Genomic DNA, 17,394 nt, shown 5'->3' on the forward strand with positions numbered 1-17,394 from the left:
GAGGTAAGGTATGCCTAAAATTTTTAATACAATTGATAAGATTAAACCGGCATATGATGCGACTTATAATGTTGTTCTCTTCGTATGTAAGTTACTTTTGGTAGTGGATATTCTCATTACTACCATGGCGGTGGCTGGTAGATATATTCCTTTCATTCCAGATCCAGCATGGACTGAAGAAGTAGTTTTAAGTTGTATGGCATATATGACGGTTCTTTCTGCGGCTTTAGCCATCAGAAAAAATTCGCATATTCGTATGACAGCATTTGACAGATATTTACCAAAACATTTGATAATAGGCTTAGATATTATTGCAGATGTTGCTATTTTAGTACTTGCTTTAGTTATGATAGTAGTAGGTTGGAATTATGCAGTGCAAATTGGGAAAGTAGGATCTTATGTAAGTATGCCAAATCTTTCTAGATTTTGGATGTATTTTCCGATTCCAGTGGCAGGTGTAGCTATGTTAATTTTCGAAATAGATGCTATATATAATCATGTTAAACTATTATTTGTAAAGGAGGAAAAAATTCATGGACGCATCTAGTATTGCAATATTGATTTTGCTTGGTACTTTTTTCATAATGGTATTTTTAAGATTTCCTATTGCGTATGCAGTAGCGCTTGCATCTTTATTTTGCCTTATCTACCTAGGACTTCCACTTACAACCATTTGTCAGCAGATGGTAAAGGGAATTAGCTCTTTCAGTCTTATGGCTGTACCTTTCTTTATTACAATGGGATGTCTTATGGGATCAGGTGGTATCTCTGAAAAACTGATTGCACTAGCAACTGCCTGCGTTGGCTGGATGCGAGGAGGTATGGCGATGGTTAACATCGTTTCATCATACTTCTTTGGAGGTATTTCTGGTTCTGCAGCTGCAGATACGGCATCGCTTGGTAGTCTTTTAATCCCTATGATGGTAGATCAAGGCTACGATGCTGATTTTTCAACGGCAGTTACCATTACTTCATCCGTTGAAGGACTTTTGGTTCCACCAAGTCATAATATGGTGATTTATGCGACTACTGCAGGTGGTATTTCTGTGGGAAGCCTTTTCCTTGCAGGATATTTACCTGCCGCAATACTAGCAATTACCCTTATGATAGGTTCATATATCATTTCTGTTAAAAAAAACTATCCAAAGGGTGACAAATTCGACATTATGGTTCTGTTAAAACAATTTAGTGTTTCCTTTTGGGCTCTTGCCGCTGTTATGATAGTTGTAGTAGGTGTAGTATTTGGTATTTTTACAGCTACAGAATCGGCAGCTATTGCAGTTATTTATAGTTTGTTTGTTAGTGTATTTATTTATAAAGGTCTTGATTGGAAGGGTGTTTGGAATACACTTAATGGTACTATGGATATACTTTCTATCGTACTTATTCTGATTGCAACTTCTAGTATTTTTGGATATTGCCTTACTTTCTTGCACGTTCCAGATTTAGCAGCAAGTGCAATTATAAAAATTTCAGATAATCCAATTGTTTTAGCATTACTTCTAAACCTTATACTTTTGATTCTTGGATGTATTATGGATATGGCACCAATTATATTGATTGCTACCCCAATATTGCTTCCAATTGCAGTTTCAATTGGAATTGATCCAATTCAGTTTGGTATTATGGTTATCTTAAACTGTGGTATAGGACTTTTAACACCACCTGTTGGTTCCGTGCTATTTATTGGTGCTGCAGTTAGTAAAGTGCCAATGGAACGCATTGTAAAAGCTACATTCCCGTTTTATGTATGCATGGTAGTTACGTTATTACTACTTACATTTATTCCGGGAGTTAGTTTATGGCTTCCATCATTATTTGGATAAGGAGAGATATGAAATATAAATTTAATTATCAAACAACAGCTTTTGATCTTTGGCAGTTATCGATGTACTCTATCTATGGTTCAATAGTAGGTGTATGTAATATTATATTTACTGTTGCCATGTTCCTTTTGACTGCAAGGTTTTGGGGAGATGTAAACAGTTTTATTAAAATAATTTTGATAATCGCAATTTGTTTATTTACAGTTATTCAACCCGCAGTAATTTATAGAAGGGCAAAAAGACAGGTAGGTACGGTTGCGCGTGATATGGAGATGAATTTTGATGATAATGGAATTCATGTAAAAACTGAAAATCAAAGTTCAAATTTAAAATGGAATACAATAAAAGGATTATCAAAAAAACCCAGCATGATTGTTATATTTTCAACCACTAAACATGGTTTTGTACTAACGAATAAAGTGTTAGGAAAACAAAAAAAAGCCTTTTATGACTATGCAGTTTCAAAGATTCAAAAATAAATCTAATTATATTGGTACAATGTGTTATAGAGTTATGACTAAGGTCACACAAAAACTTATACCAATGGTGGTGTAAGTCTTTGTGTGACCTTTTTGTTGTATTGTTTAAACAACACATAGTAGGATATAATGATATTATGGAAAATAAATATACGAACAAAGAATATATTTGCGGGGAAGTATTTGCTTTCGAATTATATAAAAGATCATTATTTCTACTGCTTTTTTTTGCCATATTTAATACCTCACTATATTTTATTGATTTTATAATTAATATTATATAATAGTTAATCAGTAATAACAGAGTTTTTATTTTTGATTTTTATTATTATAAATGGTATTCTATTTTATATAGCTAGTAGAATTCAGTGGAAGAGGAAGGTTATAATGGGATATAGAATTGAAAAGGATTTACTTGGTGAGATGAAGATAGATGAAAAATTTTATTATGGAATTAATACTCAAAGGGCAATTGAAAATTTTCCATTAGGAAATAAGAGCGTTAATTTAAAATTAATATATGAAATTGCAATTATTAAAAAAGCAGCAGCGGTGGTAAATAAGAAGCTCAAAAGGCTTTCAGAGGAAAAAGCAAAAGCGATTATAAAGGCAAGTGAAGATGTAATTTGTGGAAAATTTGATTGTAACTTTGTGGTTAGTGCTTTTCAAGGTGGAGCGGGAACTTCAACTAATATGAATGTAAATGAAGTAATTGCTAATAGAGCAATTGGAATACTTGGAGGAAATAAGGGAGAGTATGATTTGATTCATCCTTTAAATGATGTTAACATGTCTCAATCAACTAATGATGTTTATCCAACTGCACTTAGAATCGCAGCAATCCATCTTATACGCAAGCTTAGCAAGTCTTTGTCAGATTTGCAGCAGTCTTTTCAAGAGAAGGAAAATGAATTTGCAGATGTGATAAAGCTAGGGAGAACCCAGCTTATGGATGCACTTCCTATGATGGTAGGTCAAGGATTTGGAGCCTATGCTAAAGCCATTGAGAGAGATCGTTGGAGAATTTACAAGGTAGAAGAGAGGCTCAGACAAATAAATATGGGTGGGACTGCCATTGGGACGGGACTCAATGCTACGAATAAATTTATATATATGATAACGGATTCCCTTCAAGATTTAACAAAGCTAGGACTTGCTAGGTCTGATTATCCAATGGATATAACTCAAAACTGTGACGTGTATGTGGAGGTGTCGGGCTTACTAAAGTCTTGTAGTGTTAATTTATTAAAAATATCAAATGATTTGAGGTTATTAAACTCTGGACCTAAGGGCGGGTTTGGAGAGATAAATTTACCTGAAATGCAAGCAGGTTCTACAATAATGCCTGGAAAAGTTAATCCTGTGATTCCGGAGATGGTTGCTCAGGTTTCCATGAGAGTTATTGCAAATGATGGAGCTATAACTATGGCGAGTTCAATGGGACAATTAGAGTTAAATTCTTTTACCCCACTTATTGCAGAGAGTTTACTTGAATCCCTTGAACTTTTAGATAAATGCGTTATAATATTTAGAGAAAAATGTATTGAGGGTATTACAGTGAATGAGAGTAAATGCAAAGAAAATCTTGAAAATTCAACAGCTTTAGTTACTGCATTAGTTCACCATATAGGGTATGATAAGGCTAGTAGTGTAGCAAAGAAAGCTTTAAAAGAGGATAAAACTATTATGGATATATTACTTTGCGATGGAATACTTAGCAAGGGAAAAATAGAGGAAATATTAAAGCCGTACGAATTAACGAAACCAGGAATACCTGGATTAAAATAAGGGGGAATAAAAATTGAGTTTAAATGACACACCTCGCTCAGAAAGAGTTCATATAGCGTTATTTGGCATGAGGAACGCAGGAAAATCTAGCATAATTAATGCTTTAACAAATCAAGAAATAGCAATTGTTTCACAGATGAAAGGAACAACTACTGACCCAGTATATAAGGCTATGGAAATATTACCCATAGGACCTTGCGTAATAATTGATACAGCAGGGTTAGATGATGTTGGAGAGCTGGGGGAATTAAGAAAAAAGAAGACATATGAGGTTTTAAATAAAACAAATATTGCGTTAGTGGTTATTGATACATCTATTGGGCTAACTGAATATGATAAATTAATTATTGATCAAGTTAAAAGTAAAAAGGTTTCAGTAATAGCGGTTTTGAATAAGACTGATATAGATTTAGTAAATGAAGAGCTTCTTTTCAAAATAAAGAGGCAACTAGATATTCCTTATGTTTGTGTTTCAGCAGTTACAAAACAAGGAGTAAAGAAACTTAAAGATACAATTATAAGTATGATCCCAGAGGAAGAAGAAAAATTTAAAATCATAGGTGATCTTATAGGTCCTGGTGATTTTGTAGTATTAGTTACACCTATAGATAAGGCAGCCCCAAAGGGTCGGTTAATACTTCCTCAGCAACAGACGATTAGAGATATTCTTGAAAGCGATGCAATTGCAATTGTTACTAAAGAACATGAATTACGGGAAACTTTAGAAAATCTAGGTAAGAAACCTAGAATTGTTATTACAGATTCACAAGTGTTTTTAAAAGTTGCAGCGGATACACCTAAGGACATTCCTATGACCTCATTTTCAATTTTATTCGCAAGATATAAGGGGGATCTAGTTGAACTCATACGGGGAGTTAAGGCAGTTGAAAAGCTCAAAGATGGAGATAAAGTACTAGTTTCAGAAGGATGTACGCATCATAGGCAATCTGATGATATAGGAAGAGTTAAAATCCCTAGATGGCTTAGGCAAATTACGGGTAAACAGATAGATTTCGAGTACACCTCAGGTGTTACGTTCACTGAGGATGTTAAAAGATATGCACTAATAATACATTGTGGTGCTTGCATGTTAAATAGAGCTGCAATGTTAAATAGAATTGAGTCAGCAAAAGAATTCAATGTTCCAATGGTTAATTATGGGATATTAATTGCCTATGTTCAAGGCATATTAGATAGAGCTCTAGAACCCTTTCCGCTTGCTAAAATGTTATGGGATGAAGAATAACATTAGAAAGTTTAATGCATGATATTCAATATAGAACTTTCTGGATTAGAATAAGGAGATGGATTTAATTGGCTAAAGATAAAGTGGTTTATATTTGTAAAGACTGTGGGTCACAATCTCCAAAATGGATGGGAAAATGTAATGATTGTGGTGCTTGGAATACATATGAAGAGAGAATAGTTAAGGCAAGTTCCATTAAATCTAACTCAAGTAGAATGGTAATAACAACTAACCCAACAAAACTAAGAGCGGTTACACAATTGAACAGCGACAGGATAGTTACAGGAGTTTCAGAATTTGATAGAGTTATGGGTGGCGGAATAGTTAGAGATAGTATAAGCATAATTTCAGCACCTCCTGGAATGGGCAAGTCAACTCTTTTACTGCAACTTGCAAATTCTCTGTCTCTAAAGGGATATAAGATTTTATATGCATCTGGTGAGGAAAGCAATAGTCAAATTAAAAATAGAGCTGACCGTACAGTAAAAGAAATAGCTGATAATTTCTGGATAGTTTCTGATACTAAGTTAGATGAAGTGTTACAGCATATAGAAACAGTTGATGCAGACTTAATAATACTTGACAGTATTCAAACATTTACTTTAGAAGAGTATTCAAGTTCGAGAGCTGGATCTCCTACTCAAGTAATCGAATGTGCTACAGCTTTAAAGGATAAAGCAAAAAATCCAGATAGACCAAGAGCTGTATTTCTCGTTGGTCAAATGACAAAGGCTGATGAGATGGCCGGGCCTCGAATACTAGAGCATTTAGTAGACACCGTATTGTACATAGAGGGAGAAGATGGAGAAGAACTTAAACATTTAATAAGTAAAAAAAATAGATATGGTGATACTTCTGAAAGTGGATTATTTCGCATGACAGAAATAGGGATGGAAGAAATAACTGACCCGTCGGAGTTTTTTATGACCAAAAGAGAGGAGTTAGTACCCGGGAGTGCTTTGGCTGTTATAAAGGATGGGACAAGACCAATTGTTGTAGAGGTAGAGAGTCTTGTATCTAAATCTTTTACCCCTTATCCAAGTAGACTAAGTGAGTGTTTTGCAAGGAAGGAACAACTAGGGACTCTTATCTCAATTCTTGAGGAAAGGGGAGGAGTAGGACTTTATGATAAAAATGTTATTATAAAAGCAACAGGTGGTCTCAAGTTAACTGAAACATCAGTAAATCTTGCTGTAGTAATGAGTATTGCATCCTCCTCACTAAACCATGGAATATCTACAGGTACAGTCTTTATAGGAGAACTTGGGCTTACTGGTGAATTAAAAAAAGTACCATCCCTGGAGCAAAGATTAAAGGAAGTAGATAGAATGGGTTTTAAAAAGGCATATATACCTATGAATTGTTTGAAAACAGGGGTTAGATTTAAGAATATAAAGGTTATTCCTTGTAAGAAATTAATAGACGTTATTGAAAAGGAATTCAAATGATGGAAATGAAATATTATTTAGCACCAATGGAAGGAATTACGGGATACGTATATAGAAATTCTTATAAAAAGTTTTTTAATAATATTGATAAATATTTTACACCTTTTATTGTTACAAATCAAAGTAGAAGTCTTAAGTCCAAAGAATTAAGAGATGTTTTGCCTGAAAATAATAAAGGTATGAATATAGTTCCACAGATACTTACGAGCGATGCAGAAGGCTTTATTACTACTTCTAGAAAATTACAACAATTAGGTTATAACGAGGTTAATTTAAATTTAGGATGCCCTGCTGGGACTGTTGTTTCAAAGAATAAAGGCTCAGGATTTCTAGCCAAAACAGAAGAACTTGATATGTTTTTAGATGAAATATTTAAAATGGATGATATGAAAATTTCTATTAAAACTAGAATAGGGAAAGATAGTCCAGAAGAATTTTATGAGCTAATAAAAATTTACAATAAATATCCTCTAGAAGAATTAATTATTCATCCCAGAATACAAAAAGATTTTTATGGCAATAAACCTAATTTACAGGTATTTAAAGATGCATTATCTTTAAGCATAAGCCCAGTGTGTTATAATGGCGATATTTTCACTGCTCATGATCATAATAAATTAATGAGCGCTTTTCCAGAGGTAAGAACAGTTATGCTAGGAAGAGGTATAATAGCCAATCCAAGTTTAATGAATGAGATCAAAAATAATACTAATATAGATAAAAAATTATTAAAAGATTTTCATGATGAAATTTTAAAGAAATATATAGAAATATTTGATGAAGAAAGAAATGCAATATTTAGAATGAAAGAACTATGGGGATATATGATTTACATATTTTCAGATAATAAGAAATATGCTAAAAAAATAAAGAAGTCACAAAAGTTAGCTGATTATAATGAAGCTGTCTTAAGTTTATTTATGGAACAGGAAATAATACAAGGGGCTGGATTATTTAATAATCAATATTAAATATGGGTGTCTTTTATTAAATAAGTATGATTAAGAAAATTAAAATTGTATCAAAAAAAATAGTATCTTAATTAATTAAGATACTATTTTAGTATAAGTTACATATTCTAATTAAGCTTTTATCTTTGATTTATTATTTAAAAACAAAGTACCAATAGCCATTACAATTGTAAAGATAATTAGATATGCAACAACTGCCATTCCATGAGAAAAACAAGCAGCAATTATCATGAACACGCATCCTGCAAGTGATACAATAGGCATTACAAATCTTTTAAATGTGTTTAAATCCTTCTCTTTTTTCATCATCATAATAAAAATAGGAATATATAATGCATAAATAGTAACGATAGGTAATTCTGATGAATCAAAACGAAAGAATCCAAACCAGTTTGTTAAGTTAGCGCCATAGAAGTATAATAACCATATACCGCAAAGAAGTAGTCCTAGTATGGATGAATTTGTTGGCATATTGGTCTCACTATCTACTTGTTTAAATATTTTTGGGTTTGGTCCAAGACCCCTTGCAGCTAATGAATAAATACCACGAGTACATCCCAGCATTAATCCATTTAAAGTTCCGAGGCAAGAAATAATAACAAATACAAATACTAGAGTACCACCAGCAGAGGAGAATATTTTTTGAAATGCTAATTTAGCTCCAGATTCTCCGCCTTTCATCATAACTTCGTTTGATACAGCTCCAGCTAGTCCTATATAGTAAAGAATATAAACAGCCATGATTATAAAAGTTCCTGCAACAAGAGCAAGTGGAAGAGTTTTCTTTGCATCTCTTAATTCAGCATTGATACTTGTAGCAATAATCCAACCCTCATATGCAAAGGCAGTTGCAACAACTGCTGTAAATAATGCATTGGCAGTATTTACTTTTTCTACTACGGTTGTGAAATTAACCATAGTCATGCCACTATGGATACCTACGATTGTCCCAATTATAGCCATTAAAATCAGTGGAATAAGTTTTATAATAGTTGTACTAACTTGAAATTTACCGGCTAAAACTGGTGACAAGGCGTTTAGTGCATAGCTACCTATCAAGAATAGGGATGCAATGGTCATACATTCTCCACCTGTAATTGAAAATCCTAATAACACGCAGGCATATCGAGCTGAAACCCAAGCTAATACTCCTGTCAATGTTGGATAGTAAATTATTGCCATAAACCAGCCAACATAATATCCATATTTTTCACCCATAGCAGCTTCTGCATAATCTACTATACCATTTACTTTCTCGTATTTAGTTGCCATTACAGCAAAAGTATAGGCACAAGAAATCATAATAATGCCGCCAATAACCCAAGCTAAAATTCCTAGTTTAAGATCGCCCCCAGTTGCAGTTAGTACTTTTTCTGCCTTGAAAAAAACGCCACTGCCTATTACGATGCCAACAACCATGGCTATTGCAGTAATAAGTCCATACTTTTCTTTTAATTTTATTTCCATAAGTAAACCATTCCTTTCGTAATTAATAGTTTTTTAATAAATTAATTATATCCTACACTTTATAAAGTTACAATGATAAAATCAATAGTAAGTACTGTATAATATTAATTTTTTAATTGATTTATTCTAAATATTACGGTAAAATTTAAATAAATTACAATTGTAGAATTTTAAGGAAGCGTTATTATGTCATGGTGTCTAAAATGTAAAAATGCAATTTTGTCAGCATATCCAAATCTCTATATGACTTGGAGTTAACTACATGTGGTAGAATAGAAAAGGCAATATGAAATTAAAATTATTAATTATGGTTGAGAGGTGGAAAGATAAATGATAAACAATGAAAAGTATAACGAATTAATAAAATATCTTAAAGATTTAGGAAAAGTGGTTTTAGCATTTTCAGGTGGAGTAGACAGTACTTTTTTACTTAAAGCAGCTAAAGAAGCTATTGGAGATGATGTAAAAGCAGTTACAATTATGTCACCGTATATTCCAAAGTGGGAAATAGAAGAAGCAAAGGGATTAGCTAAAGAATTAGGAGTGAATCATGAAATTATAAAAGCACCAATTATTGATTCAATTAAATTTAATCCGGAGAATAGATGTTATCTTTGTAAAACAGCAGTGTTTAATATGATATTATCTGTTGCTAAGGATGAAGGTTATAACTGTGTAATAGATGGAACTAACTTTGATGATATAAGTGATTATAGACCAGGTCTTAAAGCATTAAAGGAATTAGAAATAAAAAGTCCACTTTTAGAATGCAAAGTAACTAAAGCAGAAATAAGAGCTTTCTCTAAAGAACTAGGACTTAATACTTGGGATAAACCGGCTTATGCCTGTCTTTTGACAAGAATACCTTATGGAAATGAATTAAAAGTAGAAGATTTTGAAATGATTGAGAATGCAGAAAAATATATGATGAGCATAGGGTTTAGAGCTGTTAGAGTAAGATGTCATGGAGATTTAGCAAGAGTTGAAGTAGCTAAAAATGACAGAAGTAAATTATTTAATGAAAAGCTTTTAGATACCATTGCTAAAAATATAAAAGAATGTGGGTTTAAATATGTAACTTTAGATTTGCAAGGATATAGAGTAGGGAGCTTCAATGAAACTATAATAAAAAATTCAGAAATTACAAAGAATTAATAAATATAGTTAGGAGTGAATGTATGGGTAAATTAAGAGATAATGTAGTTCTTGCTATAATACTTATGGGGTCATCGGCTATAATTTATTTTATTCAAAATGCGATATTTCATGAACCTTCGCAAACGGCATTTTACATTTTGCAGGATATGGCATTTATGCCGTTCCAAGCCCTTATTGCAACCTTGGTAATAGATGGGTTTTTAAAAATCCAGGAAAAACGCAGGAAAATCAAAAAAATCAATGTAGTTATTAGCACCTTTTTTGTGGATGCTGGGGTCAATATAATGATGGCGATGTCTAAATTCAATCAAAATAATAATGAAGTTTGTAAAATTATAAAAATCGAAAAATTAATAGACATCAAAGGGCTAATTATAAAGAAAGATCTTAGTAAATTTAAATATAATTTTTATGCCGATCCGAGCAAGTTGGATGAGCTGGCCGCTATAATGGATAAAAATAAGGGATTTCTATTGAATCTATTGGAGAATCAAAATTTACTTGAGCATGAGTCTTTCACTGACATGTTATGGGCAGTTTTTCACGTTATTGATGAGCTGAAAAGCAGAGGAGATTTAAAAAGACTTTCTAGTGATGAAATTATGCATATATCCGAGGATATGTTACGTGCATACACGGCAATGGTTATGGAATGGATCAGTTATATTATTTATTTGAAAGATGAGTATCCATTTCTATATGCAACTGCCATTCGAAAAAATCCGTTTTATCAGGGTGGGACAGACTATATTTCATAGTCAGTCGCTTATTATCACGCGTTAGTGTAAATTATTTTTGGAGTCCAAATAAAGTCACTACTATAGCCCCTATAATTGCAGAAATAAAAATTACAAAACCAATTCTCATTAAACATTACCCCCTTGTATGTTATGTAAATCCTAAAAAACAATGAAACATATTGTTAAATTAAATGGATTCTATTTGCTTATTAATAATATTAAATAAATCTTTAACGTGAAAAGGTACGAAAAGATAATCAAACTATATATTGATATAAAGAGGGATTATTTACCTTTGAGCACGACTGGAGGTTAGTATGAAAATTAATACAATACTTAATAAGCAAAATCTTAAGAATACAATTTTTGTGATAGGTGGGTGTTTACTATCTGCTATTGGTGTAAATATGTTTTTAGTAAATGCGAAACTATTTAGTGGAGGAGTGTCAGGTATAGCAATCTTAATACAGTATGCTTTGAAGGTTCCGGCAGGATACACTGTACTACTAGTTAATATACCTTTATTGGTACTGAGCTATAGGAAATTAAATAAAAGGTTTACTATCTTTAGTATGATCGGAACTATCTCACTAGCGGTGTTTTTAGTTCTGACTAAAAGTTTAAGCGGTATTCTCACAGTAAATGATGAAATTTTATTTAGCATATATGGTGGGGCATTAATTGGGTCGGGAGCTGGACTTGCATACTCAAACCATGGATCAGAGGGTGGTATGAACATTGTTGTAATGCTCATTAAAAAGAAATATGATTTTATTGATGTAGGGCAATTAGGATTTGTTGTAAATTGTGTAATAATATTTTTTGGAATGATACTTAATGGAATAATTACGGCATTATATACGTTAATGAGCATGTATATAGCAGCTTTCGTTACAGATAAGATAATTCATGGGTTATCTAGAAAAAAGGTGTTACTTATAATTACAGAAAAAGAAGAAGAGATTTGTGAGTATATAATATGTTCTATGCACCATGGAGCTACTATGCTAGAGGGAAGGGCACTTACAGGTAAAAAAAGAAAAGTGATATACTGCATAGTGCATGTATCAAAATTACCAGAGTTTAAATATTCGGTTCAAAAAATAGATAAGGATGTTTTTATTTCAGTAATTGATGCAGCCGAAGTAGACGGTAAAGGGTTTAATTCAAATATATTGTGATATGAAAAAACCTCAATTAATTATTATTTTAGTTGAGGGTTTTATATAAGTAGCGTACATTATATTAATAATGTCAATGACTCTAAGCTAATTCTTCAATTAAAGGCAAACAAACAATAACTGTAGTTCCCACATTTATTTTACTAGTTATAGTTACCCCATAGTTATTTCCATAAAGTAGTTTAATTCTATCGTCCACATTTTTAATTCCTATGCCTGTAAAATGTTTATGCTTAGAAGTGGTGGAGGCATATAAAGTTTGAAGCTTGAATTCTTCCATTCCAGTTCCGTTATCTATTATCTCGCAGAGAAGGGTATCGTTTTTAACTGATATAAAGACGTGTATACGACCTTCTATGTTTCCAGAAAATGCATGAAAAAGAGCATTTTCAACAAATGGTTGAAGTACTAGCTTTGGAAGTCTGTAACGTACGCACTGCTCAAGTACTTGAAAATTAACCTTTATATTATCACCACATCTAGCCTCATTTATAAAGACATAGTTTTGTAAATTCTCTAGTTCTTGTTTTACGGTAATGGTTTCACTAGTTTCGCTAATGGTATTCTGTAATAGTGAAATAAAAGAATTTATGGTTTGATTCGTTTTTTCTTTATCCCCTTTTAAAACTAGTAATTTAATGGATGCTAGGGTGTTATAGATAAAATGAGGATTAATTTGCATTTGTAGTGCGGATAATTCTGATTTCCTTTGCTCCTTTTGGGCCATCAGTAACTTTTCTACATAACTGTTTAAGTCATCTAACATATAGTTAAATGAACTGCTTAAGTTTTTTATTTCAGAGCATCCTGCTAAATTTATATGATTATTAAAGCCTCCTTGTGTTACTTTGGACATTTCTTTTACTAAAACTCTTAAAGGTTTTATAGTTTTTCTTGTAATTATAAATAGTATTACAACTGAAATAACTATTATTATAACGCAGTTTAGAACTATCTCATTTGTATTATACATGTCTTCTAAAGCTAGTTTGGTGTCTATAATGTTTACTAAATAGAAATCGTAAATGGGCATATATTCTGCTAAAACAGTATAATCTTTATTATCTAATTTTGTGTTTTCAAATTTAAGATTGTTTGTGTCTATTTTTTTTGCTATGTTAAGTAAGTTATTGTCTTTAGTACCAATTATACTTTCTTTATTAGAAGAAACAATAGTACCATCAGATGATATTATCGCAACATCATTGCTGTTTGTTGTAAAGTTAGAATATAGTTTGAAGAATGTATTTTCATTTATATTTATGTACAACATGCCGAATTGTTTTTTTGTTCTTTGATCTCGTAATACCTTTGTAGCGATAATAACATTTTTATGCTCAGTCAAACTATTAAATCCTGAGTTACTATATTGGTATAACAATTTATCTGGATTCTTAAGAGCATTTTTTGTTATTTGCGTTTTTTTGATTTCTTGTGCAGAAGTTGTTAATAAAGCAGAACTTCTTATAAATGTGGAATTATTAGAGCCTATTAATAAAAAATCAATGTTTTTAGAATCTAAATTAGCATCAATAACTTTTAAATGTTGCCTAAGGTTATATATAATATTTGATTGCTGCACTATGCTGGTATCGTATTCACTAAGGTACCGACGAAAGGCCCAACTATTATTCACAGTATTCATAAGACTTATAATCTTATCATTTAAGTCAGCAGAATTAGATTCTATTTGATTTAAAATTTTAGTATTTGTGATACTGAAATTATTAATGAATACTTTTTTAGAAATATTCATTATTGTAAATGCAGTTATAATAGAAATGCTGATAGTACTAATTAACATAATAAGTGTTAATTTGAAAAATAAACTGTTATTTTTAAATTTGTTAATAATTTTATTCATAGGTCAACCTCTTTTACCATCTAGAATATTCCTTCTGAATTTACTGGGGGTAAGCTTTTTGAATTTTTTAAACACCTTACAAAAATAACTATGATCTGAGTACCCCACCATAAAACTTATTTCTGATACTGGAATCTGTTCATTTGCCAAAAGCTCAACAGCTTTTTGCATACGAATTTTATTAAGATATTCGCTAAAACCTTCTGCAATATGAGAACTAAAATATGAGGATAAATAGTAATAGTTAAAATGAAATTTATCAGCTACCTGTTTAAGTGATAATTGTTCATAATAATGGTTCGATATATATTCAATAATTTTATTTATCATATGATCATTTAGTTTACTCTGTTGATTATTTAGTAATGATTTTATTGTTTTTGTTATAATATCTAATAAAAATAATAAATCATCTGGAGATTTAGTTTCATCTATATTTTGAAAATATTCTAATTTCGAAGCATTCATCTCTTCCATATTAAAGTTAAGTTCATCTAAAATATTTATAATATTATATAAGGCATTTTCAAAAAGTGTTTTTAATTCGAATTCATTAATGTTTATATTCTTTATAGATTGGCAGAGGTAATCCCTTAAGTAATTTAAAGCGTTGTCTATGTTAAGTAAATATATTTGACCTGAGTAATATTTCAAATCAAATTTATCTATTAAACTATTTTTAGGCAAATCTTCATAGGTAATAATATTTCTATTTTTAAAGTAAAATTTATATCCAAGTAGAGGTTTTAGACTATTTATATAAATATCCTCTAATTCATATAAGGAATTAAAAAGGTTACTCAATACAAAAAATATTTCAGGAATATCATTTGAAACTTCTAAAAGCATAAGATTTATTTGATTTAAAACCTTAGAGTAGTTTTCAGCTTTTAAATTTATTAAAAGTAAGAAGAAATTACTATCTGCTTCTACTTCATAACATATTAAGTCTGTTAAATGTTTTTTTACAGCTTTAGATAAAATGGATTTTATAGATAAAAGGCTCATAGAATTTATATTGTTAATTTTTTTGATATTGTCGCCTATAAGAAAAAAGGAGTCAAGCGGGAAGGTGTCCTTCACCGCTATTTCATTGAAATCCGAATAAAAACCGGAAATTAATTTGGATAAGATATTGTTAATGTTTAAAGTATTACTATTTTTAGAAGTAGACATAATAAAATTAGGAATATTATTAGCTACGTTTTTTAAAAGTAAAATCATTTCCTCAGGGTCTAATTTTGGTTTCAAAACATAATCCTTTACACCTAATTTGAAGGTGTCTTTTACATAATTAAAATCACTATAACCGCTTAAAATAACTATTTGTATTTCAGGATATTTTGTTTTCACTATTCTTGTAAGATCTACACCATCCATAATAGGCATAACTATATCTGAAATTATTATGTGAGGGTTAAGCTTTTCAATAAAGTCTATTGCTTCTTTTCCATTAGAAACTTCTCCTATGATTTCGAAGCCTTCCTTGTTCCAATCTACTAGGTGTTTAATACCTTGTCTTAATAAATATTCATCATCTACTATTAAAATTTTACATAGGTCATTCAATAGATCAAATCCTTTGTAATTATTTATTTTTTACACATTACTATACAATTACAGTATATAGTAATGTGTATGTTATTTCAATTATGACTAAAATCAAAGGGATGTAAACGCAGGCATATATATAAATAGTTGTAGAATCTTAAAAAAGTACTAATTATATAAGCTTATTTAAACAACTTCTACTAAAATAAGACGAATTCATATAAATATATTACTATTTGATTTTCGTAATTTGATATAAAATTAAGATAGAAGTTTATGAAACCGTTTAATGTTTAATTAAATCAAAACCAAATTTAAGGGGGATTTTATTTATGAAAACCAAAAGACTAGTAGCAATTGCTTTATCTGTTATTATGACACTTAGTATATCAGGGTGTGCAAAAGATAGTAAAGAAAAGACTACAACTGATACCACCAGCAAAAAACTTGTAATATGGGCATGGGATGGAACTTTTAATGTAGTTGCTGCTAAAGAAGCAAAAGCAATTTACGAAAAAGATAATGCTGGAGTAGATGTTCAAGTAGTAGAAATGGCTCAAGATGATATAGTTCAAAAGTTAAATACAAATTTAAGTTCTAATACAACAGAGGGTTTACCTAATATAGTTCTTATTGAGGATTATAGAGTACAGAACTTTTTGACTGCATATCCTGATTCTTTTAAAGATATGACTAGCAAAATTAAGGGCTCAGATTTTATGGAATATAAGCTTAAATCAGACAGTTCAAATGGAAAGCTTTATGGAGTTCCTTTTGATAGTGGTGTAGCTGCTTTATTTTATAGAACAGATTTATTAAAGCAAGCTGGATATGAAAAATCAGACATGGAAAATATAACTTGGGAAAAATTCATAGAAATTGGTAAAGCAGTAAAAGCAAAAACAGGCAAAGCAATGCTTACCATGGATCCTAATGACTTAGGAATATTAAGAATAATGATGCAATCAGCTGGCCAGTGGTATGTAAAAGAGGACGGAACTACTGTGAATTTAGAAAATAATGAGGCATTAAAAGAAAGTATTAAAGTATATAAACAGCTTATGGAATCTGGAATAGTAAAACAAATTTCTGATTGGGATCAATTTGTAGGTGCCTTCCAAAAGGGTGACGTTGCTTCTGTTCCAACAGGATGCTGGATTTCAAGCTCAATAATTAAAGCATCAGATCAAAGTGGAAAATGGGCAGTGGCAGCAATACCAAAACTCGGTGCAGTGAAAGAATCAGTAAATGCTTCAAACATTGGAGGAGCAAGTTGGTATGTTTTAGATAAGGTTGGAGATTCAGAACTAGCTTCAGATTTCCTTGCTAAAACTTTTGGTACAAATAAAGACCTTATGAATACTTTAGCAGATAAAATTAACCTTACAAGTACTTTAAAAGCTTCTTCAACTACAGAAAATTATCAAAAATCTGTTGAATTTTATGGTGGACAAAAGATATTACAGGATTTGTCTAAATGGACATCAGAAATACCTTCAGTAAATTATGGGTTATACACTTATACTATAGAAGATATACTAACTGGAACAGTTCAATCTATAGTCAAAGATGGAGCAAATATAGATTCAGCACTTAAAGATGCTCAAAAGCAAGCAGAAGCGGCTGCAATTAACTAGCTGAATTTAAATTCAATAATCCTTTGTTAATCAAAGAT

At 31.0% G+C, this 17,394-nt stretch carries 14 protein-coding genes; 11 read left to right on the top strand and 3 right to left on the bottom strand.

Annotated elements, in window-relative coordinates:
* Nucleotides 1-10 precede the first annotated feature (10 nt).
* From ACREVX_RS11800 to ACREVX_RS11830, 7 genes are all read left to right on the top strand, one after another.
* The gene (locus tag ACREVX_RS11800) at nucleotides 11-547 is read left to right on the top strand and encodes a TRAP transporter small permease (protein ID WP_431544381.1); all 537 of its coding nucleotides are present in this window, start codon (nucleotides 11-13) and stop codon (nucleotides 545-547) included.
* Entirely contained in the window at nucleotides 534-1,826 is a 1,293-nt protein-coding gene (locus ACREVX_RS11805; protein ID WP_431544382.1) for a TRAP transporter large permease, read from the top strand. Before ACREVX_RS11800 ends, ACREVX_RS11805 begins: the two co-directional genes overlap by 14 nt.
* Nucleotides 1,802-2,305, top strand: a complete 504-nt coding sequence (locus ACREVX_RS11810) for a YcxB family protein (RefSeq protein ID WP_431544383.1) — start codon at nucleotides 1,802-1,804, stop codon at nucleotides 2,303-2,305. The genes ACREVX_RS11805 and ACREVX_RS11810 overlap by 25 nt, the downstream gene beginning before the upstream one ends.
* 387 nt (nucleotides 2,306-2,692) lie before the next feature.
* A complete protein-coding gene (locus ACREVX_RS11815) occupies nucleotides 2,693-4,093 on the top strand; it encodes an aspartate ammonia-lyase (RefSeq protein WP_431544384.1) in 1,401 nt (466 codons plus the stop codon).
* 13 nt (nucleotides 4,094-4,106) lie between these two features.
* Entirely contained in the window at nucleotides 4,107-5,339 is a 1,233-nt protein-coding gene (hydF, locus tag ACREVX_RS11820; protein ID WP_431544385.1) for a [FeFe] hydrogenase H-cluster maturation GTPase HydF, read from the top strand.
* 68 nt (nucleotides 5,340-5,407) lie between these two features.
* Complete coding sequence (radA, locus tag ACREVX_RS11825; RefSeq protein ID WP_431544386.1) at nucleotides 5,408-6,787, top strand: DNA repair protein RadA; 1,380 nt, start codon at nucleotides 5,408-5,410, stop codon at nucleotides 6,785-6,787.
* A 5-nt stretch (nucleotides 6,788-6,792) separates the two neighbouring features.
* Entirely contained in the window at nucleotides 6,793-7,758 is a 966-nt protein-coding gene (locus tag ACREVX_RS11830; protein WP_431544438.1) for a tRNA dihydrouridine synthase, read from the top strand.
* Between the two features lie 111 nt (nucleotides 7,759-7,869).
* Here ACREVX_RS11830 and ACREVX_RS11835 read toward each other — a convergent pair whose 3' ends face one another.
* Nucleotides 7,870-9,225 carry an APC family permease gene (locus ACREVX_RS11835; RefSeq protein WP_431544387.1) on the bottom strand — a complete coding sequence of 452 codons (1,356 nt, stop codon included), beginning with the start codon at nucleotides 9,223-9,225 and terminating at the stop codon, nucleotides 7,870-7,872.
* Between the two features lie 330 nt (nucleotides 9,226-9,555).
* Here ACREVX_RS11835 and larE point away from each other — a divergent pair, with 330 nt between their 5' ends.
* The 3 genes from larE (at nucleotide 9,556) to ACREVX_RS11850 (ending at nucleotide 12,304) form a co-directional block, all read left to right on the top strand.
* The gene (gene larE, locus ACREVX_RS11840) at nucleotides 9,556-10,380 is read left to right on the top strand and encodes an ATP-dependent sacrificial sulfur transferase LarE (protein WP_431544388.1); all 825 of its coding nucleotides are present in this window, start codon (nucleotides 9,556-9,558) and stop codon (nucleotides 10,378-10,380) included.
* A 23-nt stretch (nucleotides 10,381-10,403) separates the two neighbouring features.
* Complete coding sequence (locus ACREVX_RS11845; protein ID WP_431544389.1) at nucleotides 10,404-11,141, top strand: MJ1433 family protein; 738 nt, start codon at nucleotides 10,404-10,406, stop codon at nucleotides 11,139-11,141.
* Nucleotides 11,142-11,440: 299 nt separating this feature from the next.
* Complete coding sequence (locus ACREVX_RS11850; RefSeq protein ID WP_431544390.1) at nucleotides 11,441-12,304, top strand: YitT family protein; 864 nt, start codon at nucleotides 11,441-11,443, stop codon at nucleotides 12,302-12,304.
* 82 nt (nucleotides 12,305-12,386) lie between these two features.
* On the opposite strand, the gene ACREVX_RS11855 is transcribed toward ACREVX_RS11850, so the two are convergent.
* Together ACREVX_RS11855 and ACREVX_RS11860 are read right to left on the bottom strand one after the other, a co-directional pair.
* Nucleotides 12,387-14,168, bottom strand: a complete 1,782-nt coding sequence (locus tag ACREVX_RS11855; RefSeq protein ID WP_431544391.1) for a cache domain-containing sensor histidine kinase — start codon at nucleotides 14,166-14,168, stop codon at nucleotides 12,387-12,389.
* A gap of 3 nt (nucleotides 14,169-14,171) precedes the next feature.
* Nucleotides 14,172-15,737 carry a response regulator transcription factor gene (locus tag ACREVX_RS11860; protein ID WP_431544392.1) on the bottom strand — a complete coding sequence of 522 codons (1,566 nt, stop codon included), beginning with the start codon at nucleotides 15,735-15,737 and terminating at the stop codon, nucleotides 14,172-14,174.
* Nucleotides 15,738-16,051: 314 nt separating this feature from the next.
* On the opposite strand from ACREVX_RS11860, the gene ACREVX_RS11865 reads away from it, so the two are divergent.
* Nucleotides 16,052-17,356 carry an ABC transporter substrate-binding protein gene (locus ACREVX_RS11865; RefSeq protein ID WP_431544393.1) on the top strand — a complete coding sequence of 435 codons (1,305 nt, stop codon included), beginning with the start codon at nucleotides 16,052-16,054 and terminating at the stop codon, nucleotides 17,354-17,356.
* The last annotated feature ends 38 nt before the right edge of the window (nucleotides 17,357-17,394 follow it).

Origin of the sequence: Clostridium sp., from assembly GCF_050717545.1 — a bacterium.
In the GTDB taxonomy this organism is placed as follows: domain Bacteria; phylum Bacillota; class Clostridia; order Clostridiales; family Clostridiaceae; genus Clostridium_AD.